General features: G+C 61.9%; 17 protein-coding genes. 14 read left to right on the top strand and 3 right to left on the bottom strand.

The window, feature by feature from the left end; all coding sequences use genetic code 11:
- Window positions 1–48 precede the first annotated feature (48 nt).
- The 5 genes from DWV58_RS07215 (at window position 49) to glmM (ending at window position 7,962) form a co-directional block, all read left to right on the top strand.
- Entirely contained in the window at window positions 49–2,295 is a 2,247-nt protein-coding gene (locus tag DWV58_RS07215) for a DUF2357 domain-containing protein (RefSeq protein ID WP_117776664.1), read from the top strand.
- Window positions 2,295–3,005: a signal peptidase I gene (locus tag DWV58_RS07210; protein ID WP_117776663.1), complete on the top strand. Its 711-nt coding sequence runs from the start codon at window positions 2,295–2,297 to the stop codon at window positions 3,003–3,005. The genes DWV58_RS07215 and DWV58_RS07210 overlap by 1 nt, the downstream gene beginning before the upstream one ends.
- Window positions 3,006–3,130: 125 nt before the next feature.
- Entirely contained in the window at window positions 3,131–4,153 is a 1,023-nt protein-coding gene (locus DWV58_RS07205; protein ID WP_199586034.1) for a DMT family transporter, read from the top strand.
- 143 nt (window positions 4,154–4,296) lie between these two features.
- Entirely contained in the window at window positions 4,297–6,627 is a 2,331-nt protein-coding gene (locus DWV58_RS07200) for a DUF4012 domain-containing protein (RefSeq protein ID WP_117776661.1), read from the top strand.
- Between the two features lie 3 nt (window positions 6,628–6,630).
- The gene (gene glmM, locus DWV58_RS07195) at window positions 6,631–7,962 is read left to right on the top strand and encodes a phosphoglucosamine mutase (protein ID WP_117776660.1); all 1,332 of its coding nucleotides are present in this window, start codon (window positions 6,631–6,633) and stop codon (window positions 7,960–7,962) included.
- Window positions 7,963–8,060: 98 nt separating this feature from the next.
- On the opposite strand, the gene DWV58_RS07190 is transcribed toward glmM, so the two are convergent.
- A complete protein-coding gene (locus tag DWV58_RS07190; RefSeq protein WP_117776659.1) occupies window positions 8,061–9,635 on the bottom strand; it encodes a carboxypeptidase M32 in 1,575 nt (524 codons plus the stop codon).
- Between the two features lie 504 nt (window positions 9,636–10,139).
- On the opposite strand from DWV58_RS07190, the gene pheS reads away from it, so the two are divergent.
- The 6 genes from pheS (at window position 10,140) to DWV58_RS07160 (ending at window position 17,740) form a co-directional block, all read left to right on the top strand.
- Complete coding sequence (gene pheS, locus DWV58_RS07185) at window positions 10,140–11,216, top strand: phenylalanine--tRNA ligase subunit alpha (RefSeq protein ID WP_055250566.1); 1,077 nt, start codon at window positions 10,140–10,142, stop codon at window positions 11,214–11,216.
- Window positions 11,217–11,396: 180 nt separating this feature from the next.
- A complete protein-coding gene (gene pheT / locus DWV58_RS07180; RefSeq protein ID WP_117776658.1) occupies window positions 11,397–13,850 on the top strand; it encodes a phenylalanine--tRNA ligase subunit beta in 2,454 nt (817 codons plus the stop codon).
- A gap of 247 nt (window positions 13,851–14,097) precedes the next feature.
- On the top strand, window positions 14,098–15,183 hold the full coding sequence (gene cbiM / locus DWV58_RS07175) for a cobalt transporter CbiM (RefSeq protein WP_117776657.1): 1,086 nt from the start codon (window positions 14,098–14,100) through the stop codon (window positions 15,181–15,183).
- Window positions 15,161–15,997, top strand: coding sequence for an energy-coupling factor transporter transmembrane protein EcfT (locus tag DWV58_RS07170; RefSeq protein WP_117637396.1), 837 nt, complete (start codon window positions 15,161–15,163; stop codon window positions 15,995–15,997). Before cbiM ends, DWV58_RS07170 begins: the two co-directional genes overlap by 23 nt.
- A gap of 44 nt (window positions 15,998–16,041) precedes the next feature.
- Entirely contained in the window at window positions 16,042–16,812 is a 771-nt protein-coding gene (locus tag DWV58_RS07165) for an energy-coupling factor ABC transporter ATP-binding protein (RefSeq protein WP_147345869.1), read from the top strand.
- A gap of 79 nt (window positions 16,813–16,891) precedes the next feature.
- Window positions 16,892–17,740, top strand: a complete 849-nt coding sequence (locus DWV58_RS07160; RefSeq protein WP_117776655.1) for a hypothetical protein — start codon at window positions 16,892–16,894, stop codon at window positions 17,738–17,740.
- Here the strand turns inward: DWV58_RS07160 and DWV58_RS07155 are convergent.
- Together DWV58_RS07155 and pyk are read right to left on the bottom strand one after the other, a co-directional pair.
- A complete protein-coding gene (locus DWV58_RS07155; protein ID WP_147345868.1) occupies window positions 17,737–18,810 on the bottom strand; it encodes a hypothetical protein in 1,074 nt (357 codons plus the stop codon). The genes DWV58_RS07160 and DWV58_RS07155 overlap by 4 nt on opposite strands.
- A 421-nt stretch (window positions 18,811–19,231) precedes the next feature.
- Entirely contained in the window at window positions 19,232–20,692 is a 1,461-nt protein-coding gene (gene pyk, locus DWV58_RS07150) for a pyruvate kinase (RefSeq protein WP_117634311.1), read from the bottom strand.
- Between the two features lie 74 nt (window positions 20,693–20,766).
- Between pyk and DWV58_RS09870 the strand changes: the two genes are divergently transcribed.
- From DWV58_RS09870 to rsgA, 3 genes are all read left to right on the top strand, one after another.
- Entirely contained in the window at window positions 20,767–20,994 is a 228-nt protein-coding gene (locus DWV58_RS09870; RefSeq protein ID WP_147344707.1) for a hypothetical protein, read from the top strand.
- A gap of 140 nt (window positions 20,995–21,134) precedes the next feature.
- Window positions 21,135–23,816: a cation-translocating P-type ATPase gene (locus DWV58_RS07145; RefSeq protein ID WP_117776653.1), complete on the top strand. Its 2,682-nt coding sequence runs from the start codon at window positions 21,135–21,137 to the stop codon at window positions 23,814–23,816.
- 480 nt (window positions 23,817–24,296) lie between these two features.
- Window positions 24,297–25,250, top strand: coding sequence for a ribosome small subunit-dependent GTPase A (rsgA, locus tag DWV58_RS07140; protein WP_199411487.1), 954 nt, complete (start codon window positions 24,297–24,299; stop codon window positions 25,248–25,250).
- The last annotated feature ends 87 nt before the right edge of the window (window positions 25,251–25,337 follow it).

Below are 25,337 nucleotides of genomic sequence, written 5' to 3'. Positions count from 1 at the left end.
GTCGCCCCCCCCGCCCCTTTCCGATCGATCCAATCTATGGAGTAACCCATGTCCGAGACCATTCAGGACCTCTATACCAGCTTCTCCGAGCAGATGGAGCCCATCCAGGAGGACAGCCGCTACTTCCGCTATCTGTTTGAGATGGCGCAGGCCTCGGGCACCACGATCGAACAGCAGCGCGAGGAGCTCGTCAAGGTGGTGGACGAGGAATGGATCAGCATGATCGAGGACTCGCTCGACGCCATCAACACCATCATCGAAAAGCCGCGCCGCTTTATCACCACCGAGGAAGAGGTGGTGCCGGTCTCGCTCGCCAAAAAGATCAGCGCCGACAGCGTTCGCCATCTGAGCCAAAACACGCAGTTTTTGGCGCCGAGCGACGACGGCGGAGTTCACCCCACGCGCATCCTCAATGTCAATACCGTTGAGACCTACGACCTGTACGAGAACCGCTTTATCTACCACCTGATTCAGCGCCTGCTGACGTTTGTGGACAAGCGCACCGACGTCATCTTTTGGTCGACGGGCAACGAGATCCGCAACCGCTTTAAGATGCACAGCACTATCGATGACGCGTACGAGCAGATCGAGTACAGCGTGGAGATGACGGTCAAAAACCGTCAGAGCTTTGCCGAGAACGACGCCGACAACATGGACGTCTTTATGCGCATCGACCGCGTGCGCCGCCTGGTCATGGCGCTGCGCGGCGCGTCGTTCTGCCAGATCATGAACGGCTGCAGCGCGGTCCGCAGCCCCATTCAACGCACCAACCTCATCATGAAAGACCCCAACTACCGCAAGTGCTACCAGCTGTGGCAGTTTATGGAGCGCTATGACAAGGTGGGATACAACATCGACGTGCAGCAGCAGGCGCTGGCGTTCGATGACGAGTACATGGTGCAGATGTACACCAACCTCATCAATAACTACGCCGTCTTTAAGAGCCTGACTGATGACGAGCGCAACCTGCAGGAGCTCGAGAGCGTACAACACGCGCCGGTGGCGCCCAAGTTCATCAAGGAGATCAAGGAGGTGCAGGTCGATAGCCCCGACCTGCCCGACGTTGAGGTCCGGCGCGTGTTTGTGGAGGAGGTCACGCAGGCTCAGCTCGATGCCGAGCAGGCACTGGCCGAGGCCCGCGAGCAGATTGAGGAGCTACAGGGGCAGCTTACGTCCTGGAAGGTGCAGGCGCATGCGCTGACCGATGAGCGCGATGACCTGGCCGACGAGCTGGACGAGGCCAAGACGCGTGAGCTGGCGTTGACGCAGCGCGCGCAGATTGCCGAGGCGGATGCCGAGGAGCTGCGCGGCTCGCTGGAGGATGTCGAGACCGGCAAGAAAGCCGCCGAGGATGCTGCCGCTGAGGCGCGCTCGACCGCAGCTGCCCAGCTTGAGCAGATGCGCGCCGAGGCCGATGCCGAGGTTGCGGCTGCCCGTGCCGATGCCGATGCCAAGGTTGCCGCCGCCGAGCAGGCAGCCGCCGAGCAGGTCGCACAGGTCAAAAGCGACGCTGCTGCGGCCCTGGCTGCCAAGACGGAAGCCGATGCCGCCGAGCTGCAAGCTGCCAAGGATGCCGCCGCGGCCGAGCTTGCCGGCGTGCGCGAGGTGTGCGCCAAGGAGGTTGCCGAGCTGCATGCCAAGCTGGACGCCGCTCAGCTGCAGATTGAGGAAGTGCAGCTGACGGCCGAGCGCGATGCCCGTGCCGCGCAGGAGGCGGCGGACGCCGCCGCGGCAGCAGCGGAGCAGGCGCTTGCCGACACCGTTGCTGCGGCCGAGGAGAAGGTTTCCGCCGCTCAGCAGGCTGCCGATGCCGCGATCGATGCCGCCTACGCGGCCGCCGATTCTGCCGTGGAGCAGGCCGCGGTGGATGCCGGCGAGAAGGTCGCCGCCGCCGCTGCCGAGCGCGATGCCGCGACGCGTGCCGCCGAGGACGCCCGTGCCGACGCCGACGAGCGTATCGCCGCAGCCGAGCGTGCGGCAGGGGAGCGCATCGAGCAGGAAGTCGTCGCCGCAAAGGCCGCGCACGAGCGCGAGCTCGAGGCCGCCCGCGCGGAGATGCAGCAGCGCTTGGCCTCGTTGGCGCACGAGCTGGAACAGGCCGAGCGCGATCGCGCCCGCGCCGAGCGCCGTGCCGAGGGCAACAGCCTGTCGCGCTATCTGCTGGCCCGCTTGCGCGGCGAGGCTGGCGAGGGCGTGGTCGCCGCGCCTGACGAGGATGGCGCTTCTGCGGCGGATGCCACCGAGGGCGAGGTCGCTGCCGACCCCGAGACTTCCGCAAAGGACGACGACAAGTGATGAAGCACGTGCTCCGCGTGATCAACGTGCTGGCGACCGTGGTGATCCTGGTCGCCTTTGTGGTGTTGCTGCGCACGGTGTTCACGCCCGCCGGCGAGATCCCCACCATCATGGGCTATGGCTTTATGCGCACGCTGACCGGTTCGATGGAGCCGGCGATTCCCGTGCACTCGTTTATCGTCGTTGATACCGGCGACGGTCAGGCCTATCAGGTGGGCGACATCATCACCTTCCATTCGTCCGATGACGCGCTGGAGGGTTCGCTCAACACGCACCGCATCGTTGCCGTGGAGGCCGCCGCCGACGGCGCCCCGATCTACCGCACCAAGGGCGATGCCAATCCGGTCGAGGATGCTGCGCCCGTGCCCGCCGCCGACGTGGTGGGGCGCGTGGTCTTTGTCTCGGCGGGGCTGGGCGTGGTGGTCTCGTTGCTCACCAATCCGCTGCTGTTCTTTCCGCTTATCGTGGTGCCGCTGATCGTGCTGCTGGTGCTCGAGATTCGCCATATGGTCAAGACAACGCAAGAGGTGGCACGCGCCGAGGACGAGGCCGCCTTGCGAGCCGCCGTTGAGCAGATTCGCGAAAAGCGCCGTCGCGAGCAGGAGGAGCAGGGCGACGCCGGTGACGAGGGCGATGCCGACGGTGGCCATACCGATGAAAGTGCGGAAGCCGATCCCGGCGCCCCAGGCGATTCCAACCGCTCGGCATAGCTCATCGGTGCCTTTCGTCCCTGCAATTTGGACGCTCGCAGATGCTCCGCATCATCTGCTATTTCATACCAATATCCGTGCTACAGTTTGGACGCTTTATTGCCAATTGATTTCGGGGGAGTGGGATGGAACAGAAGCGCTCGGCGCAGTGTGCACGTGAAAGGGCTTCGGTACCGATGACGGCGGCGTCTGATTTTATCGTGCCCGAGGGGACTGACGAGCTGAGCCGCAGCACCCGCCGCGCATGGCGCGACCGCCTCAACGACGCCCAGGCGCGCAAGATGGCCCTGGGTACGCTCGCCGCGTTTGCCGGCGGTACGTTTTGGGGTTTTTCTGGCACCAGCGCCAGCTACCTCTTTGACGTGTGCCATATCGAGACGTTTTGGCTGATGAGCGTGCGCCAAGTTATCGCTGGCCTGCTCTTTATGTTCGTTGTGCTCAGAAAAGACCGCGACCGCTTGATCGAGCTGTGGACTCCCCCCGCCGATCGCAAGCAGCTTATTCTGTTTACGATCTTTGGCCTGCTGTTCAACCAGCTTTGCTATCTGTCAGCCGTGCGCCTGACCAACGCGGGCACCGCGACCGTCTTCCAGTGCCTGCAGCTGGTGGTCGTCATGGGGTATGCCTGCGTCACCGCGCATCGACTGCCGCGCACGCGCGAGGCTCTTGGCATTTTGCTCGCATTGGGCGGAACGTTTTTGATCGCCACGGGCGGCGACCCCAGTACGCTCAACATCTCGCCGATGGGCCTGCTCTCGGGCCTTTTGTGCGCAGTGGGCGGTGCCTGCATAGCAATCATCCCTGCCGGAATCCTCAACAAATACGGTAGCCCGGTCGTCACGGGCTCGGCCATGCTTTCGGCGGGAATCGTGATGAGTATCTTTACCCAGCCGTGGGCGCATATGCCGGCGCTCGGCCCCTCGGGTGTCGGCGCGCTCGCGATATTTATTGTGGTGGGGTCGTTCTTCGCCTATATGTTCTACATGCAGGGCGTTAAGGAGATTGGCTCGGTGCGCGCGAGCCTCCTTGGAACCATGGAGCCGGTTTCGGCCACCATCACCAGCGCCCTTATGCTGGGAACGGTGTTTTTGCCTACCGACCTGGCGGGCTTTGCCATGATTATCGCGATGGTGTTTTTGACGGTGTAGCTGGCGCCAAGACGGAAAAGGCGTTGTGCCACATTTTCGCCAATTGATGTCCGTGTCTGGAGTTTAGCTGTCGATGCTCAAAATGCCATAAACTAGCAACGTTATGGACTTTTTCATTGCGACTCAATTGCGAGGATTTCTTTATGGCTGGTAATCACTTTAAGGGCAGCGATAGCGGCCGTCCTGCAGTTCCGCCGCGTCCGAACGGGGCTGGTAAGGCCGGCACGCCGGGCGGCGCTGGGCAGGGCGGTTCCGGTAAGCGCGTGTCCCCGGGCGAGACGGCGATGTTTACCGCTCTGTACGAGCAGTCTCAAAAGGCAAAAAAGACCGGCCGTGCAAGAGGGAATGTCTTTGCGGGCGGTGCAACCTCCACGTCGCAGCCGAGCGGGGCCCCTTCGATACCTGCGAACAACGCAGGTGCTGCCAACGCCGCGAATATCGCCGGCAACGTTAATGCCGGCAAGGCCGCCAACAATACTCCCTCTGCCGGTGGCGCGGGGCTTACGGGTAACCTTGGCACGATTTACACCGGCGCCTCCGAGACTGGCACGTTCGCCCGCCTGGATGATAGCGGTGCCGAGTTTGCGGGCTCGGGTTCCAAGGAAGATTATTACGATTTTGGCTTGAACTACGGTAGCGACGCTTCGTCGAGTTCGACCTCTGACGGTCTGGTCCGTCATCGCCATCGCAAGGGCGAGCGCAAAAAGCGTCACACTGGCGCCATTATTGCCGCTGTAGTCGCGGTGCTTCTCGTTGCGCTTGGCGCAAGCGGCTTTATGCTGCTTAACTCGGCAAAGACCGTAAAGAGCGAAGCGAAGGAGGCTGTCGAGATCGTCGGTGGCCTTAAGGACAAGGTCACGTCGGGCGATTTTTCGACGCTGCCTGACGACGCGAAGAAGATTGATGAGCTCTTCGACAGCATGAAGGCGGAGACCTCGAGCCCGCTGTGGACGGCGGCTTCGTTTATCCCGGTGTATGGCGGCGACATCAATGCTGCACGCACCATGATCGACGCCCTGTCCGATGTCTCGAGCAATGCGCTGGTTCCCATGGCCGATAACCTTTCGCAGGCCACGCCCGGCAAGTTGTTCCAGGATGGGACTATCAACGTGTCCGCGCTGCAGGCGGTCGCCGATTCGCTCTCCGATAGCTCGAAGGTGTTCAAGAGCGCCAACGAGAAGATCCAGGGCATTGGCGATACTCATATTTCCCAGGTGACCGAGCTGGTCGATAAGGCCAAGGACGGCTTTGCCACCCTCAACGGCGCGGTTGACGCGGCGGAGAAGGTCGCCCCCGTCCTTCCGCAGATGCTCGGCGCCAACGGCCAGACGCGTCATTATCTTGTGCTCGCGATGAGCAATGTCGAGATCCGCGCCTGTGGCGGTTTTCCCGGTTCTCGCGGCGTGATGTCGGTGACTGATGGTAAGCTCGAACTGGGCGATTTTGTCAAAGTCGACATGATGAAAGAGCCTTTGAGCCCGCTTCCCATCACCGATGAAGAAGCAAACTTGTTCACGACCGGATGGGGCCTGACCGGATTCAACACGCTCGGATACACGATGGGTGACGTTACGATGACGCCCGATTATCCGCGTGCGGCTCAGCTTGCCAGCGATATGCAGAAGGCCATTGTCGGAGATGACATCGACGGCGTATTTGCAGTCGATCCGGTATTTTTGCAGTATATGCTCGGCATTGTAGGCGGCACACAGCTTCCTGACGGTACCGTCGTTGATGGAAGCAACGCTGCAAAGGTGCTGCTGCACGATATTTATTGGAATTACCCGGTAGAGGAACAGGACGCCATTTTTGCGGCGGTTGCCGGATCGGCTTTTAACAAGATCGTGGACGAACTGGGCTCCAGCGATATTGCTAAGATTGCTGGAGCCATCGAAAAGGGTGCTTCCGAGGGTCGCATCCTCATGTATTCGAGAAACGATGACGAGGAAAAGGCCGCGAAGGCCCTTGGAATATCGGGCGCCCTCCAAGCCGATACGTCGGAGGCTCCGATCTTGGGCGTCTATGTGAACAACTACAGTTATTCAAAGATGGATTGGTTCCTCGATAAGCGAGTCACCATCGATTCTTCGGTTGAAAATGCCGATGGCTCGACGACGTATCGAGTGACCACCTCGCTCAAGAACACGATGACCCCCCAGGAGAAGGCCGAGATGCCTGGTTATTTCCAGGGCCATAACGGCATTAGCCAGGATATTGATGATGAGGTACTGAGGCTTTATCTCTATGCTCCTGCGGGAGGCAGCATTTCGGACATTAAGACTTCGGGCTCCGGTTCTATCGAGATGAACGAAGCGACGCACGATGGCTTGAAGGTTGCATGGGGCGGTGTCCACATGCTTCTTGGACAAGACATAAAGGTTGAGTACACGGTCACGACTTCGAAGGACTCTGGGCACAAGGAGCTTAAGGTTCGTACCACGCCGACCGCTCAAACGTTCGAACAGGATAAGTAAGATATGAAGTACTTTGGCACCGACGGCTTTCGCGGTGAGGCCAACGTTGGGCTGACGGTAGAGCACGCTTATAAGATTGGCCGTTTTGTGGGCTGGTATTACGGCGCCAACCGCGAGCGCAAGGCGCGCGTCATCGTGGGCAAGGACACCCGTCGCTCGAGCTATATGTTCGAGGCGGCGCTGGTGAGTGGCTTGGTCGCGAGCGGTGCGGACGCCTATATGCTGCACGTGATCCCCACGCCGGGCGTAGCGCATCAGACCGTGGAAGGCTGCTTCGATTGCGGCATCATGATCAGCGCGAGCCACAACCCGTTTTGCGATAACGGCATTAAGCTCGTCAATAGCGACGGTTTTAAGATGGACGAGGACGTACTGGAGCTCATCGAGGACTACGTCGATGGCAAGAGCGAGGTGCCGCTGGCCACGGGCAACCACATCGGCGCCACGGTGGACTACATGCAGGGCCGCAACCGCTACATTGCCTCGCTCATCGCCAGCGCGAACTTTTCGCTGCAGGGCGTCAAGATCGGCATCGACTGCGCCAACGGCTCGGCGTCCTCGGTGGCCAAGCCGGTGTTCGACGCGCTGGGCGCCGACGTGCGCGTGATCAATGCCGCGCCCGATGGTTTTAACATCAACGTCGACTGCGGCTCCACGCATATGGAGCGTCTGCAGCGCCACGTGGTGGAGCAGGGCCTGGACGTGGGCTTTGCCTATGACGGCGATGCCGACCGCTGCCTGGCCGTGGACGAGCGCGGGCGCGTGGTCGATGGCGACCAGATCCTGTACGTGTGCGGCGTGTACCTGAACAAGCACGGTCGCCTTTCGGGCGGTACCGTGGTTCCGACGATTGCCAGCAACTTTGGCCTGATCAAGTCGTTGGAGCTTGCCGGCCTAAGTGCCGTGACCAGCGGTGTGGGCGACCGTCACGTGTATGCCAAGATGCGCGAGGGCGGTTACAGCCTAGGCGGCGAGCAGACGGGCCATACGATCTTTGGCGATATCGAGCGCACGGGCGACGGGATTATGACCTCGCTGCGCGTGATGGAAGTGATTCGTGCCGAGCGCGAGACGCTCTCGCAGCTCACGGCTCCGTGCAAGCTGCTGCCGCAGGCGCAGGTGGCCGTGCGCGTGGCGGACAAGGACGCCGCGCTCGAGAACATGGGCGTGCAGAACGCCATCGCCGAGGCCGAGGCTGCGCTGGCAGGCGAGGGCCGCGTGCTCGTACGCAAGAGTGGAACCGAGTCGGTGATCCGCGTTTTGGCCGAAGCCCCCGACCAAGCCGCCGCCGACGCCGCCATGAAGCGCATCGCAAGTGCTTTGGAAGCTCTGTAAGGCAGCCATTGGGGACGTTCTTAAACGACTAGGTGAAAAAGGGGCGCCGCGGGATAGATCCTGCGGCGCCCCCTTTGCGTTAACGTGCTGGTAGGGCTTTACAGCTCGTACAGGGTGGTGAACTTGTCCTGCAGGTAGCTGCAGTAGTAGCGGGCATCAAAGTCCATGCCGCAGGCGCCCTTGATGAGCTCCGGCGCGTCCTTGGCGCGGCCCCACTGCCAAATGTGCTCGCCCAGCCAGGCGCGGACGGGCGCTAGGTCGCCGCTCGCGCAGGCACCGTTAAGGTCCACGCCGTCGCGGCACATGGCCGGCACAAACATGGCATCGTAGGTGCTGCCCAGCGCATACGTGGGGAAGTAGCCAAACGAGCCGCCGCTCCAGTGCGTATCCTGCAGGCAGCCGCGCGTGTCGTCGGGAACGGAAACGCCCAGGTACTCGTCCATAAAGCGATTCCAAAGCGCGGGGATATCCTTGGCCGTGGCCTCGCCGGCAAACAGCATGCGCTCAATCTCGTAGCGCGCCATAATGTGCAGCGGATAGGTGAGCTCGTCTGCCTCGGTGCGGATCAGCGACGGCTGTGCGATGTTCACAGCATGGTAGAGCGTATCCTCGTCCACGCTGCCATAGACCTCGGGCGCGTGACGGCGCAGCACCTCAAGCAGCGGGCCCATAAAGGCGCGGCTGCGGCCCACGGTGTTCTCGAAAAAGCGGCTCTGGCTCTCGTGGATGCCCATGGAGGTTCCTCCCTCAAGACAGGTGCGCGCGTAAGCGGGGTTCACGCCCAGCTCGTACATGGTGTGCCCCGCCTCGTGGATGATGCTGTAGACGTTGGAGATGCAGTCGTCCTCGTAGATGTGCGTCGCGATGCGCGCATCACCCACGGCAAAGCCCTCGCTAAACGGATGCTCGGTAAAGGCAAGCGTGGTGTCGTCCAGGTCCAGGCCGACAAGCTTCATAAGGTCGAAGCTCATGGCACGCTGGGCGGCCTCTGGCACGTGGGCGTGCAAAAAGTCGGCAGCCGGCTGCTGGCCGCGCTCGCCGATGGCGTGCACGAGCGGCACGACCGTCGCCTTGACCTCATCGCAAAACGCGTCGAAGCTCTTGGCGGAAAGGCCGCGCTCGTACTGGTCGAGCCAAACATCGTATGGGTCGCGCTTGGGGTCCATGAGCTCGGCCTGATGCTTAAGTTGGGCGACGATTCTATCCACATAGGGCTCAAAGCTCGCCCAGTCATTGGCCGTCTTGGCCTTGTGCCACACGGCGTCGGCCTCGCAGGTGAGCCTGGTCCAGGCCTCGGCTTCCTCGGTGGGGATGACGCTTGCCTCGCGCTGGTCGCGGCCGAGTACGCGAATCTCGTTGAGCAGCTGCGGGTCGTCGATCTTGCCGCCCGCGACGGTCTCTCGTGCCAGCGAGCGCACAAGTTCGACAGACTTTTTGCTGGTCAGCAGCTTGTGATGCTCGCCAGCAAGGGTGCCCATAGCATCGGCGCGGGCCGCGGCGCCGTTGGCGGGAGCAATGGTCGCGCCGTCAAACTCGGCAATCTTGAGCAGGTACTCGCGAGTCCACAGCTTGCCCTCGAGCTTACGGAATTTTTTGACAGCCTTATCGACCTTCATGCCTTTGGGCGTCTTATCCGCTGCGGGCTTGGCCATCTTATCCTTGTTCTTTCCCATACCTATATCCTTGATCTCGCAGACCGGACGCCACGGGTGGGCGTACGGCCAGTTTGCACAGCTACCTACCTTGTACCCAGTGCGAACAAAACGGAACGCGGCGATATGCTCGCAGAATGTGTTATCCTATAGCCCAATGCGTTGACGGAGAGGGTTTTGCCCGCCGCGTCGCCGGCAAGAGAGGGAAGGTCATGGGCTGCAAGCCTTCCTGCGGTGGCAAGGGCCAAGCGTTCACTCCCGAGCAGCGACCTCAACGGGCGCGCGGCTAGCGGCGGCGAAGCCCCAGTAGGGAAGCCGTGAGCCTCGCGATAAGGGGTGCAGAGTGGGCACGGCGGGCCAGACATCCGCTGGGTCAAACAAGGTGGTACCGCGGAATTCAACCGTCCTTGGGCAATGCACATGCCCGAGGACGGTTTTTTGTTACCGAACCGGGCCGCGCATCCGCAGCATCGGGCGGCGTCAGCCGTCCCGGAGCGCGGATGCGCGAGAGACGAAAGGGAAGACATGAGTCTGATTGATGATCTGGTCAAACTCGAGGAAGAGGCCAAGGAGCTCGTCGCAGGCGCCGACGACGCAGCCAAGCTCGAGGCTGCGCGCGTTGAGCTGCTCGGCCGCAAGGGCCGCATCACCGGCCTGATGCGCATGATGGGCAAGCTCGCCCCCGAGGATCGTCCCGTGATGGGCAAGCGAGCCAACGAGATGCGCCAGCTGATTGAGGGCATGCTCGACGAGCGCAACACCGAGATGAAGGCCGCCGCCCTCAAGCGCGCACTGGAGCACGACGCCGTCGACATCACGCTGCCGGGCATCCGTCCGCAGATCGGCCACCAGCACCTGATCAAGCAGATTATCGAGGAGGCCGAGGACATCTTCTGCGGCATCGGCTACACCGTCGAGTCCGGCCCCATGGTCGACACCTCCTACTACAACTTCACCGCGCTCAACGCCCCCATGGATCACCCGAGCCGCTCGGCCCGCGATACCTTCTACGTGGTCGACAACAACCCCGGCAGCGTCGCGCACCCCGAGGCTCACGCCCACGGCGAGTCCGACGTGCTGCTGCGCACCCAGACTTCGGGCGTGCAGATCCACACTATGGAGTCGCAGAAGCCGCCCATCTACATGATCTGCCCGGGCACCGTCTACCGTCCCGACACGGCCGACGCCTGCCACCTGCCGCAGTTCAACCAGATCGAGGGCCTGGTCGTCGACGAGGGTATCACCTTTGGCGACCTGAAGGGCACGCTCGACTACTTTGTTAAGTGCATGTTTGGCGAGGATCGCAAGACGCGTTACCGCCCGCACTTCTTCCCCTTCACCGAGCCCAGCTGCGAGGTGGACGTGAGCTGCCACGTGTGCGGCGGCAAGGGCTGCAACTTCTGCAAGCACAGCGGCTGGATCGAGATCCTGGGCTGCGGCATGGTCGACCCCAACGTCCTGATCAACTGTGGCATCGATCCCGAGAAGTACACCGGCTTCGCCTTTGGTATTGGCGCCGAGCGCGTCGCGGCCCTGCGCTACGACCTGCCGGACCTCAGAACGCTCATGACGGGCGATATGCGCTTCCTGAACCAATTTTAAGTCGACCTGTCCCGGCGGCTTCCCGAGCCACCGCACCTTGCCTTTCAATCGTCGGTTGCGTACCTAAGTACGCGGCCCTCCTCTTTCAAGGCAATCTGCGGCACCTCGGAAACCCGTCTCCGTAGCTGGAGTTTTCCGACTGTTTATTGCAGGCGTTACAGATGAAAGGAGACCAGTTAGATGCGCGTTTCTTACGACTGGCTCAAGACCATGATCGATATTCCGGAGGATCCCAAGACTCTTTCGGACGAATATATCCGTACCGGCACCGAGGTCGAGGCGATCGACACCGTGGGCGAGTCCTTCGACCACGTGGTGACTGCCAAGGTACTCACCAAGACCCCGCACCCCGATAGCGACCACATGTATGTGTGCTCGGTCGACGTGGGCGACAAGAACCTCGACGCTGATGGCAACCCCGCTCCGCTGCAGATCGTCTGCGGCGCGCAGAACTTCGAGGCCGGCGACCACATCGTCACGGCCATGATCGGCGCAGTTCTGCCCGGCGACGTCAAGATCAAGAAGAGCAAGCTTCGCGGCGTCGTGTCCATGGGCATGAACTGCTCCGCACGCGAGCTCGGCCTGGGCGGCGACCACTCTGGCATTATGATCCTGCCCGAGGATACGCCCTGCGGCATGCCGTTTGCCGAGTATGTGGGCTCGAGTGATACTGTGCTCGACTGCGAGATCACGCCCAACCGCCCCGACTGCCTGTCCATGATCGGCATGGCCCGCGAGACCGGCGCCATTTTCGATCGCGATTTCCACGTTGAGCTGCCCGCCATCAAGGCGGAGACTGGCCGCGCGACCGACGACGAGCTTTCCGTCGAGATTGCCGACGAGGGCCTGTGCGACCGCTATGTCGTCCGCATCGTGCGCAACGTGAAGGTCGGCCCGTCGCCCGACTGGATGGTCAAGCGCCTTAACGCCCTGGGCGTGCGTCCGCACAACAACATCGTCGACATCACCAACTACGTGATGATGCTCACCGGTCAGCCGCTGCACGCCTTTGACCTGGACACCTTTGCCGAGCGCGATGGCAGGCGCCGCGTGGTGGTTCGCGCCGCCCAGCAGGATGAGAAGTTCACGACGCTCGATGGCGAGGAGCGCACGCTCGACGCCGGAATGGGCCTCATCACCGACGGCGAGCGCCCCGTGGCGCTGGCCGGCGTTATGGGCGGCATGGATTCCGAGATCGAGGACGACACCGTCGACGTGATGGTCGAGAGCGCCTGCTTTAACGCCGGTCGCACCTCGCATACCAGCCGCGACCTGTCGCTGATCTCCGATGCTTCCATTCGCTTTGAGCGCCAGGTCGACGAGACCGGCTGCGTGGACGTCGCCAACGTCACGTGCGCACTCATCGAGGAGATTGCCGGCGGCGAGGTTGCTCCCGGCTATGTCGACGTTTTTCCCGCGCCCAAGACCATCGACAGCATTAAGCTGCGCTTGGCCCGCGTGCACGCCATCTGCGGTGCCGACATCGAGCCCGACTTTATCGAGCGTTCGCTCACCCGTCTGGGCTGCACCGTCGAGCGCGACGGCGAGGACTTTATGGTCACTCCGCCGAGCTTCCGCCCCGACCTGCCGCGCGAGATCGATCTGATCGAGGAGGTCCTGCGTCTGTGGGGCATGGGCCGCGTGACGGCGACCATCCCGGCTGCCAAGAACCACATCGGCGGCCTGACCCGCGAGCAGAAGCTCACCCGCAAGGTCGGCGAGATCCTGCGCGCCTGCGGCCTCAACGAGACCACGACTTTTGGCTTTGCCGCCCCGGGCGACCTGGAGAAGATCGGCATGTCCACCGAGGGCCGCGGTTGCCCCGTGGTGCTCGTGAACCCGCTGGTAGCCGAGCAGACCGAGATGCGTCGTTCGCTGCTGCCGGGCCTGCTGCAGTCCGTGGCCTATAACGAGGCCCACGGCACGCCCAACGTGCACCTGTACGAGGTCGGCAGCCTGTTCCACGGCCGTGAGAACGCCAGCCTGCCCAAGGAGACCAAGTCCGTGGCGGCCGTGCTCTCGGGCCAGTGGAGCGAGCAGTCCTGGAACATGAAGTACCGCAAGCTACGCTTCTTCTTTGGCAAGGGCATTGTCGAGGAGCTGCTCGCCCAGCTGCGCATCGAGAAGGTTCGCTTCCGTCCTGTCGAGGGCGAGGGCTACGCTTTCTTGCAGCCGGGTCGTGCGGCCGAGGTGCTCTCGGGCGGTACCGTGCTGGGCTGGGTTGGCGAGATCCACCCCGAGGCACGCGAGGCTATGGGCATTGACGAGGTCGTCGTTGCCTTTGAGCTCGATCTGGACAAGCTGATCAAGGGCGCCCGCAACCAGGAGAACTACCGTGAGTTCTCGCAGTACCCGGCCGTTGAGCACGACCTCGCTATCGTGGTCGACAACACTGTGACCTGCGAGGATCTTGAGCGTCGTATTACGAGTGCCGGAGGCAAGCTGCTCGAGGGCGTGCGCCTGTTCGACGTCTACCGCGATCCCATCCGCATCGGTGCGGGCAAGAAGTCCATGGCCTTCGCGCTTACGTATCGCTCCGACGACCACACGCTCACCAGCGAAGAGGTCGAGAAGGCGCACCAGAAGATCGTCACCAAGGTGTGCAAGGGTGTGAACGGCGAGGTCCGCGGCTAGGACTTGCGCTGGGAGCGTAGGGCCTGATGGCGGTTGCTGTGGGCTCTGCGTGACCGCGGTGTTCGGAAAAGGCATCGCTGAGCCTGCATATATGACACACGCATTACATAACGGCGTGCTGCTTTGTCGGCAGCGCGCCGTTTTGCTATGATAGCCCGCGGCGTGTTACGAATCTGGCAATGCGTAACACTGGCAAGGTGATTCAAGCGGCGTTGCAATTCTGTGCGCCGACAACCGGGAGGCGTATATGCACATTCCAGACAACTACCTGTCCCCGCAGACCGATGCCGTCATGGCGGTGGCGATGGTGCCCGTATGGGTCCACTGCATCAAAAAGGTGCGCGCCACGCTCGATCGCGAGCATATGGCGTTCTTGGGCATTTGCGCCGCGTTCTCCTTCTTGCTCATGATGTTCAACGTGCCGCTGCCCGGTGGCACCACTGGTCACGCTGTTGGCGGCGCGCTCATCGCGTTGCTGCTGGGCCCCGAGGCTGCGGCTATCGCTGTCTCGGTCGCGCTGGCGCTGCAGGCGCTGCTGTTTGGAGACGGCGGCGTTCTGTCGTTTGGCGCCAACTGCTTTAACATGGCCTTTGTGCTGTCGTTTGTCGCTGCTATCGTGTTCCGTGCGCTCAACAGCCGTCTGCACGACAAGAGCTGGGGCACCTCAGTTTCTGCCATCGTAAGCGGCTGGGTCGGCCTGTGCCTGGCGGCCCTGTGCGCGGCAATCGAGTTTGGTATTCAGCCGATGCTCTTTACCAATGCTTCGGGCGCGCCGCTGTACTGCCCCTTCCCGCTGTCCGTGGCTATTCCGGCCATGTTGATCCCGCATATGCTGGTTGCCGGCGTGATCGAGGGCGTGGCGACGGCCGCGATCTACGGTTTCATTAAGAAGACGGCGCCGAGCATCATTGTCGGGCCCGAGGCCGTCGATGGCCAACTTGCTGCCGAGGGCGTTGCCGCCAAGAAGACCTCGCTGGTCCCCACGCTCATCCTGGTTGCCGTGCTTGTCGTAGCAACACCGCTGGGCCTGCTGGCCACGGGTGACGCCTGGGGTGAGTGGGACGCCGAGGGCGCCGCGACCGCCGTTCAAGAGGCTGGCGATGACAGCCTGCAGGCTTCGGTCGGTCTCGATACCCCGACCTTTGCCGATGCCCTGCCCACGGGCGATTATCTGCAGGCCTATTCCGAGGAGCAAGGCCTTGGCTTTGCCGGCCAGGCTACCATGTATATCCTTTCGGGCGTGATTGGCGTGGCGGTGCTCACCATCGCATTCCGTCTGATCTCGCTGACGGTCAAGGAAAGCGGTGCTCATGGCAATAGCCGAGCTGCCTAGCTGGCTTGCGGTCGAGCAGCGTTACGAGCCCGCGGGGGCTCGGCATCGTGTGATGCAAAAGAACGTCCTGCACCTGGCGAGCCTGCTTGAGCGGGTTCGCCTGGGTGGAGGCGCGCACGAGGGCGGGTCGATGGTCGACCGCGCCCTTTCTTGCGTTTCGGCTCCGGTGCGCCTGGTGGGGATGTTCGTCTGCGTCCTGTGCGTGTGTCTGACGCAGAGCCCGCTGTACCTGATGCTGATGGCGGCTATCGCGCTGGTGTTGGTCGCGGTGCGCCCCGCTCGCGGGCTGCGTGCGACCTTTGTACCGGCGCTCGGCGCCACGGGGCTTGCGGTGGTTCTGGCACTGCCTGCCCTGCTGCTGGGCGCGTCTGCCGCGGGCGCCATGCTCAAGATCGCGCTCAAGACGTTCATTAATGTGTCGCTGGTGCTGGGTGTTTCGTGGACGCTTACCTGGAGCCGCATGTCGGCGGCGCTCAAAATGCTGCACCTGCCCGACGAGGTCATCTTTACGTTTGATATGGCGCTCAAGCATATTGAGGTGCTGGGACGCACAGCGCACGATCTGTGCGAATCGGTCATGCTGCGTAGCGTCGGTTCCGCGCCTGCGGGTTTTTCGCGCACCGACTCGCTGGCGGGTATCATGGGCATGACGTTTATCAAGGCGATGGAATGCAGCCGCGCGATGGACGAGGCCATGCTGTGCCGCGGCTTCGCCGGCGTGTATCCGGCGCCTGCACTGAGCGGCTTTGGCTGGCGCGATGCGGTTTATGCGGCCGTTGTGGCGTTGTTCGCCGTGTTGTGCGCGGTGTTGTAGTGCGGACGGTCGAACCGTCGATGTGAGTAGGGAAGGGCAACGTTTTGGCAAACGATACGAATAACGCGATGGTTGCGAGCGGTGCTGCCGGCGTTGAGACCACGCCGCTCATCGAGTTTCGCGACGTGGCGTTTTCCTATGCGGGCCATACGGTGGTCGACGGCGTTTCGCTGCAGGTGAACCGTGGGGAGCTCGTTGCCCTGCTAGGTCCCAACGGCTGCGGCAAGACGACAACCATGCGTCTTATTAACGGCCTTGAGCTTGCGGACGCGGGTGCGTACCTGTTCGACGGGCATACGGTCGATTCGGCATATCTCAAGGATTCCGCGACGGCCCAGCGGTTCCATCAGCGCGTGGGCTTTGTGTTCCAAAACGCCGATGCGCAGCTCTTTTGCGCTACGGTGGGCGAGGAAGTCGCGTTTGGCCCGGCTCAAATGGGGCTGCCGACAGACGAGCTCGAGCGCCGCGTCCGCGATGCCATGAAGCTGTTCCAGGTTGCCGATCTGGTCGATGCCTCGCCCTATCAGCTCTCGGGCGGGCAAAAGAAGCGCGTTGCGCTGGCTGCGGTGGTGTCGATGAACCCGGATATCCTGGTTCTCGACGAGCCTACCAATGGGCTCGACGAGGATTCATGCGACATCGTGGTTAACTTCTTGCTGGCTTACGTCGCGGCGGGCAAGACGGTCTTGATGAGCACACATCACCAGGATTTGGTGCGACGCCTGGGTGCCCGTGCAATCTATATCGATCGATATCACCATGTGGTCGAGGCGCCTTCGCCGTCGTATGGGACCGAAAGCGGTGCTACGGACTAGTTGCTGCGTAGAGCGTGCGTAGCCGCCCGCGCGGCTTTGCCGTGATGGTATAGTTATCCAGGTTTTTATGGGGGTGGCTATGCCAAGCTGGAACATTCATATCGCTCAGACGGAGCGTTTGCTGGAGCGCACCGGTGCGCTTGCCAATAGCGTGCGCGACCGCAATGCCTTTTTGTTTGGCTGCGTGGTTCCGGATATCTTCGTGGGCTATATGGTCCCTGGCATCGCCGATCCCATCCCGTACCGCATTACGCACTTTGCAAAGCCCGAGCCTATCCCTAAGCCGCGCGAGCACGAGTTCTGGGATACCTATGTGGCGCCGCTGCTCAAAGGGGCGCCTGTTGGTACGCCGGCTGCCGCGACCTCGATCGCCGAGGAGCGCGAGCGACTCAATCGGGTGCATTATCCCCAGCGCTACAAGGATGCCGAGCCGGTTGCCGGTCCCAGCGCCTGTGAGTTCTCGCTTGCGTCCGAAGATGTGGCGCAGTCACTGCTCGATTTAACGCTGGGCGTCTGGTCGCATCTGGTGGCCGACACGGTATGGAACACGCGTGTGAACCAGTATCTGGAAGCACACGGCGGCAAGCCGTGCGAGGAGTTCCGCATTAAAAAGCAAGGCGACTTTGACTGGTTTGGCAAGACGCTGGGCATTGTTTCCATCCCGCGTGCGACCGATCGCCTGTATACCGCTGCGACGCGTTTTGGGCAGTATCCCATCCATAAGGAGTATGTGCTCAAGACCATCGGCGTCATGCACGAGATTGTACGCGAAAACCCCGGCGAGCCCGATCATCCGCCGTATCGCCTGCTAACTGAGGAGTTTTTCGATGCAACGTTTACCGAGGTCATCGAGCTGACCGAGGTGGGCTTTGCGACTCGCGTTGCCTCTTCTGACGTTCCCGCAGTCCCCCTGATCGCTAGCTGCTAGCCGGCCGGCTTGACGGCGAACAGCTCATCCCAATCGACCAATAGCTCCCGCCGCAGGGCATCTTCGGTGGTGCGTTCCTGATCGGTCTTTGGGATGTAGGGGAGCCCTGCCTTTTTATGGATGAGTTCGGCGATGTTGTTAAAGCTCTTCGTGTCTTTGATTTGCTCATAGGTTATCTGGATAACGTCATAGCCCATGCTTGTGAGGGCGGTGGTGCGCTCGGCATCGGAGAGACTTGCGGCTTCGCCATCGTGGGCGGAGCGGCCTTGGCATTCCAGGATGACGCCCATGCTGTCGGTGTTGCTCTCGATGAGGATATCGGCGTAGCAGCAGGTTTTGTCATACAGTGAGCGCGCGGCGTCGCTGAGTGGGATGCGCACGTTGTTTGCGATGTTGATACCCATGCCGCCCTCGTTGCGGGGGAGCGAGACAAGTATGGAGGTCTGTACTTCGAAGGGCGAGGCGGTCTGCCCCGTCATGTGCTCGGCCGCCCAGCGCAGTTGTTTAACGCCGCGCAGGCCTGCAGCCTGCTTGGCGAACGCGGCGATATCCGCCGCGCTGAGGAGCGGCGGGCGCTTCCACAAATTGGTGTCATTGCCCTTGGTGTCGACAACACGCTCCCAACCGCAGTTGGGTGGAATGAGCTTAAGCGAAATGGCTTCATCGAGTTGTTGTTGCGTTCGCTCGCAGGGCTTAAACACTGCAAAGGAGCCGCACATCTCGTGGCAAGCCATGAGTAACTGGTTGCGTGAGACCTGCGTAGCAAGGCTGAGCAGCGTAAACTCGGGCGACGTGACATCAAATCCATGTTCAGTTTGCCTAAACGACCCGGGAGGCGGCTCTTGGGTCAGGAGGTGCGATTTAAACAGGCTTCGCGACCCGGATTGTGCTCGAGTGAATACAAACCTGTGAAGCGGTGCGTGAAGTAGGTCTTTTACAACTGCATGACTTCCGAGGCCGCAACATCTGCGATCCATATTGCCAAGGCTAATGGCGGGGTAAAGCCCTAATACCTGCGGCGGGATACAGTGATAGTAAAAAGCGGATTGACCGCATAGCGTCAGGTCCATGATATCCTCCTGGTCGAAATGTGCTTTTGGACCGTGCGATGCCAGCGTCAATTCGGAAGTATGCGGCAAAATCTGAACCCTGTGAGCAGACCTGGCTTTTGAGGCCAGTTTATCAGGCATTTTGTTGCGAAAAAACGGGGTGTGCTCGGAGGTCTCAGAATTTGCCGCATACTTCCGAAAACGCGGTCGATCTGGCTCTTGCTAAAACGATTTAGCAGCGTCGGGTAAGGTGTGGTTTCGCCATCGGGCGAACACTTTTAGCGCTTGGGACTTTATTTTTGGGCCTCGAAAGGTGGATTTCGCGCTTTTGGTAAAGAAATGGGTGCGTGTTTTGCCGTGTGCCGGCATTGACACAGAAAAAGGGCCCGAAAGGCGAAGCCTTCCGGGCCCTTTGCAATGCAAACATGCTTGCAAGTACGACTTAACGCACCTGAGCGACGTAAGCGACGTTGGTCGAGGAGACCTTGTCCTCGAGCTGGACGCTCATGCGGGGATCGCCGGCGGTAGCGACGGTCAAATCGCCAGCCTCGACGTAGCCGAGCTCCTTAGCGGTCTCGATCGCCTTGACGATCGTGCCGTTGACGGTGCCCTGGGTAATCTCGGCCTGGTGCGGGATAACGCCCCAGTACATGATCATCTGCTGGACGGCCCACTCGTGGCGGGAGAACGCGCAGATCGGCATGTTGGGACGGAAGTGCGAGATCAGGCGAGCGGTACGACCGGTGGTCGTCGGCACGGTGATGCACTTGGCGCCAACGGTGGTAGCCATGTTCACAGCGGACATACCCACAACGTTGTTGACAACGCGGGTGCCGTGAGCATCGGCCGGAACCTCGAGCGGAGCGTGGGCCGGGAGGTACTTCTCGGTCTCGAGAGCAATGCTGGCCTGCATCTTAACGGCCTCGACCGGGTACTTACCGGCAGCGGACTCGCCGGACAGCATGACGGCGTCGGTGCCGTCATAAATGGCGTTAGCAACGTCGGCAACCTCGGCGCGCGTCGGGCGCGGGTTCTGCTGCATGGAGTCGAGCATCTGCGTAGCGGTGATGACGGGCTTGTAGGCCGCGTTGCACTTGGCGATGATCTCCTTCTGGATGTGCGGAACGAGCTCGGGCTTGATCTCGATGCCCAGGTCGCCACGGGCGACCATGATGCCGTCAGAAGCCTCGAGAATCTCGTCGAAGTTCTCGACGCCCAAGGCGCACTCGATCTTCGGGAAGATCGTCACGTGCTCGCCGCCGTTCTCGCGGCAAAGCTCGCGGATGCCGCGGACGGACTCGCCGTCACGGATGAAGGAAGCGGCGATGTAGTCGATGTTCTCGGTCAGGCCAAAGAGGATGTCCTGACGATCGCGCTCGGTGATGGCGGGCAGCGAGATGTTGACGTTGGGCATGTTGACGCCCTTGCGCTCGCCGATCAGGCCGTCGTTCTTAACGACGCAGGTCATGTCCTGGCCACTGACGGACTCGACCTCGAGGGCAACCAGGCCGTCATCGATCAGGATGAGGGAGCCCTTCTCGACCTCGGAGGGCAGAGCCAGGTAGTCGAGGGAGATGTGCTCAGCGGTGCCGTGGAAATCCTCGGACGTGGGCTGAGCGGTGACGACGATCTTATCGCCGGTCTTGACGGCAACCTTCTTGCCGTCGACCAGAAGGCCGGTGCGGACCTCGGGGCCCTTGGTGTCGAGCAGGATGCCGACAGGCAGACCGAGCTCCTTGGAAATACGGCGGACGCGCTCGATGCGACCGTGGTGCTCGTCGTAGGAGCCGTGCGAGAAGTTAAAACGGGCGACGTTCATGCCCGCCTTGATCATCTCGCGGATGGTCTCGTCGCTATCGCAGGCGGGACCCATGGTGCATACAATCTTAGTGCGCTTGTACATTCAGACCTCCATCTGACATCGTCTTGCGCTGATAGATAAACCATAAGAAATAAAACCGAGATGATTATAACGAAATGCCGACCGAATACCCCAAAAAATCGACCGTATGCCGAAATGGAAGTTCATTTTTTGCGGGAAAAACGGTATATGAAAAATCTTTACCAACCACTCCAACCGCTGCTATCTGGGCGATATGTCAGTTTGGCGATGTGCCGAAGAAAAAACGTTTTACCAATGTTGAGCATCACACGGTCTGCACCGTTGCGTGCGGACCATATTTCCAAACCGATTGTTTTGGCTAGACGCGTCGCTTTGGGGTACCATAGCCCCACTATCAACTGCCGCTCAGCACGGCAGCCTTGATGAGCCCTTGCCCTTCTCCTGGGAATTATGATCGGGCATCAATCTGCTGAGTGGCCCGAATCCCAGGAGGGGACTCTATATGCAAAAGGAATACCTGTCCGCCGCGGCGGAGGTGCTCAGCGACCAAGGTGTCGATGAGAACCTCGGCCTGAGCAACGACGAGGCGTCTTCGCGCCTCGCCAAGACAGGCCCTAACAAGCTCGAGGAAGCTGAGAAGACGCCGCTGTGGAAGCGTTTCTTTGAACAGATGGCTGACCCTATGGTCATCATGCTGATCGTTGCCGCCGTCATCAGTGCGCTCACGGGCATGGTCAAGGGCGAGCCCGACTTTGCCGATGTTGCCATCATCATGTTCGTCGTTATCGTCAACTCGGTGCTGGGCGTGGTCCAGGAAGCCAAGAGCGAGGAGGCCCTCGAGGCCCTGCAGGAGATGAGTGCGGCGCAGTCCAAGGTGCTACGCGACGGCAAGCTCGTGCACCTGCCGAGCGCCGAGCTCGTGCCCGGTGACGTGATCATGCTCGAGGCGGGCGACTCCGTCCCGGCCGACTGCCGCGTGCTCGAGAGCGCCACGATGAAGATCGAGGAGGCCGCCCTTACCGGCGAGTCCGTGCCCGTCGAGAAGCATGCCAACGTGATCGAGCTCGCCGCCGGTACCGACGACGTGCCGCTCGGCGACCGCAAGAACATGTGCTACATGGGTTCCACCGTGGTATACGGCCGCGGCCGCGCCGTCGTGGTCGGCACCGGCATGAACACCGAGATGGGTAAGATCGCCGGCGCCCTGGCCGAGGCCAAGGAAGAGCTCACGCCGCTGCAGGTGAAGCTTGCCGAGCTCAGCCGCATCCTCACCATCATGGTTATCGTCATTTGCGTCGTCATTTTTGGCGTCGACATCATCCGCCACGGCGTGGGCAACGTTCTCACCGATCCGACCGCGCTGCTCGACACCTTTATGGTCGCTGTCTCGCTTGCCGTCGCCGCCATCCCCGAGGGCCTGGTTGCCGTCGTGACTATCGTGCTTTCGCTCGGCGTGACCAAAATGGCCAAGCGCCAAGCGATTATCCGTAAGCTTTCCGCCGTCGAGACCCTTGGCTGCACACAGACCATCTGCTCCGACAAGACCGGTACCCTCACCCAGAACAAGATGACCGTCGTCAAGCACGAGCTCGCTGCGCCTAAGGAGAAGTTCCTGGCAGGTATGGCGCTGTGCTCCGATGCTCAGTGGGACGAGGAGCTGGGCGAGGCCGTGGGCGAGCCGACCGAGTGCGCGCTCGTCAACGATGCCGGCAAGGCTGGTCTTACTGGCCTGACCGCCGAGCACCCGCGTGTGGGCGAGGCCCCGTTCGACTCCGGCCGCAAGATGATGTCCGTGGTCGTCGAGACCCTTGACGGCGAGTACGAGCAGTACACCAAGGGCGCGCCCGACGTGGTGATCGGCCTGTGTACCCATATCTACGAGGGCGATAAGGTTGTCCCCCTGACCGAGGGGCGTCGTGCCGAGCTCGTGGCCGCCAACAAGGCCATGGCCGACGAGGCCCTGCGCGTGCTGGCGCTGGCAAGCCGCACCTACACCGAGGTCCCGGCCGACTGCAGCCCCGCCGCGCTCGAGCACGACCTGGTCTTCTGCGGCCTGTCCGGCATGATTGACCCGGTCCGCCCCGAGGTCGCCGACGCCATCCGCGAGGCGCACGACGCCGGTATCCGCACCGTCATGATCACGGGCGACCACATCGACACCGCCGTGGCCATCGCCAAGCAGCTGGGCATCGTCGCCGATCGCAGCCAGGCCATCACCGGTGCCGACCTCGATCGCATGAGCGACGAGGAGCTCGACGCGCACATCGAGGATTACGGCGTGTACGCCCGCGTCCAGCCCGAGCACAAGACCCGCATCGTCGAGGCTTGGAAGTCGCGCGACCAGATCGTGGCCATGACGGGCGACGGCGTCAACGACGCTCCGTCCATCAAGCGCGCCGACATCGGCGTGGGCATGGGCATCACCGGTACCGATGTCACCAAGAACGTCGCCGACATGGTACTTGCCGATGACAACTTCGCTACCATCATCGGCGCCTGCGAAGAGGGTCGTCGCATCTACGACAACATCCGCAAGGTCATCCAGTTCCTGCTTTCGGCCAACCTTGCCGAGGTGTTCTCGGTGTTTACCGCCACGCTCATCGGCTTTACCATCTTCCAGCCGGTGCAGCTGCTGTGGGTGAACCTGGTCACTGACTGCTTCCCCGCGCTCGCGCTGGGCATGGAGGATGCCGAGGGCGACATCATGAAGCGTAAGCCACGCAACGCCAAGGACGGTGTCTTTGCCGGACATATGGGTCTGGACTGCGTGGTCCAGGGCCTAATCATCACCGCGCTGGTGCTGGCGAGCTTCTTTGTGGGCGTGTACTTTGACATGGGCTACATCCACATCGCCGATATGATCGCCGGCAATGCCGACGAGGAAGGCGTGATGATGGCGTTCATCACGCTCAACATGGTCGAAATTTTCCACTGCTTCAATATGCGCAGCCGTCGTGCGTCGCTGTTCACCATGAAGAAGCAAAACAAGTGGCTGTGGGCTTCCGCCGCGCTGGCGCTGGTGCTGACGGTGATCGTAACCGTGCAGCCGACGCTTGCCGAGATGTTCTTTGGCCCCGTGACGCTTGAGCTCAAGGGCGTTGTTGCTGCCCTGGGCCTGGCCTTCCTGATCATCCCGCTGATGGAGATCTACAAGGCGATCATGCGCGCGGTGGAGAAAGAGTAACGTACCTGTCCGGGCCCGCCCGCCTGCGGGGTTTCCACGGGTACGTCCTCGCCGCGTTGCGGCTGCGGGATGTGCCCTTTGGAAACCCCTCTCGGCGGGCGGGCCCTGCGGTGACGTTGCTGACTTTTCTCCCGTGTGGATGATAAAGGCTGAGGGAAAGTGTGTGAGTCGGTCGAGCATTTGCTCGGCCGACTCTTTTTTGTGGGAAAATACCTGCTCAGTTTTGATTTATGGTGCTGGGAGGCGCTTGTGGGCAAGGCTAAGGCTAAAGCGAAGAAAAAGACGACGGGGGCGCGGGCTAAGCGCGATCGTCGTCGGAAGCTCGCGACCGAGGCTCCCGCGTCTGCCGAGGAGCTGCTGGCGAGCGTGCCGGGACTCGACGCGCTGCAGGACGTTCCGGCGTTCGATGACCTGCCGGTCGATGAAGCTCAGCAGGCTGCCTTTGATGATTTCTGCGCACATGCCGAGGAGCCCGAGCAGATGCAGCTTGGCGCCGTGGTGCGCTTGGATCGTGGGTTTCCGCTGGTGGCGACTGCCGACGATACCTTCCGCGCCGAGCATGCCGTGGGATTTGCCAAGTCGCGCGGTGGGGACGAGGTCCTGCTGCCTGCCGTGGGCGATCGTGTGGCGGTGCGCCGCGCTCCCGGGCACGATATGGGCGTGATTGAATGCGTACTGCCGCGCCGTACGAGCTTTGAGCGTTGGCGCGGCCGTGCCCGCGGAGAGCGCCAGGTGCTCTGCTCCAACGTGGATAGCGTGCTAATCGTGCAGGCGCTCGGTGCCGGCGAGGTGCTGCTCGACCGTGTGGCGCGCTCGCTGGTGTTGGCGCTCGACTGCGATGCCGAGCCGGTGGTGGTGCTCACCAAGGCTGACCGCTGCGATGCCGGGGAGCTCGAGCGCGATCTGGACCGCGTGCGCCGTCTGGTGGGTCCGGACGTGTGCGTGATCTTGACGTCTTCTGCCGAGGGCCGCGGTCTGGACGAGGTCCGTGCCTGCGTGCCTGCCGGGAGCTGCGCCATGATTCTGGGCGAGTCGGGTGCCGGCAAGTCGACGCTGCTCAATGCACTGCTGGGCCACGATACGTTGGCGACCGGCGGTGTGCGCGAACGCGACGACCAGGGCCGTCACACTACCGTCGCGCGCGTGATGGTGGCGCTGCCGGGCGACGCCGGCGTGATCGCCGATGCCCCGGGTCTGCGCAGTTTGCCGCTCGTGGGTCACGAGCGGGGTCTGGCACGCGCCTTCCCCGAGATTGTCGAGGCATCGCGTGCGTGCCGGTTTGGCGACTGCACGCATACCCACGAACCGGGTTGCGCCGTTCGCGAGGCCGAGGACGCCGGGCAGATCGACAGCCTGCGTCTGGAAACTTTCCAAAATCTGGCGTCATCCATGCGCGTGAGCGCTCAAATGCTCGATCCCGATGTCCATCTGTAATTGATTTTTCCTATGACAGCCGTCTCCCAACTGTTCGGGAGACGGCTTTTTTGCTGCGGAAAAGCCTCGAAACATGCAGTTTGCTGA

Origin of the sequence: Collinsella sp. AF11-11, from assembly GCF_003465485.1 — a bacterium.
Taxonomy (GTDB): domain Bacteria; phylum Actinomycetota; class Coriobacteriia; order Coriobacteriales; family Coriobacteriaceae; genus Collinsella.
This window is presented reverse-complemented; position numbering and strand designations above follow the sequence as displayed.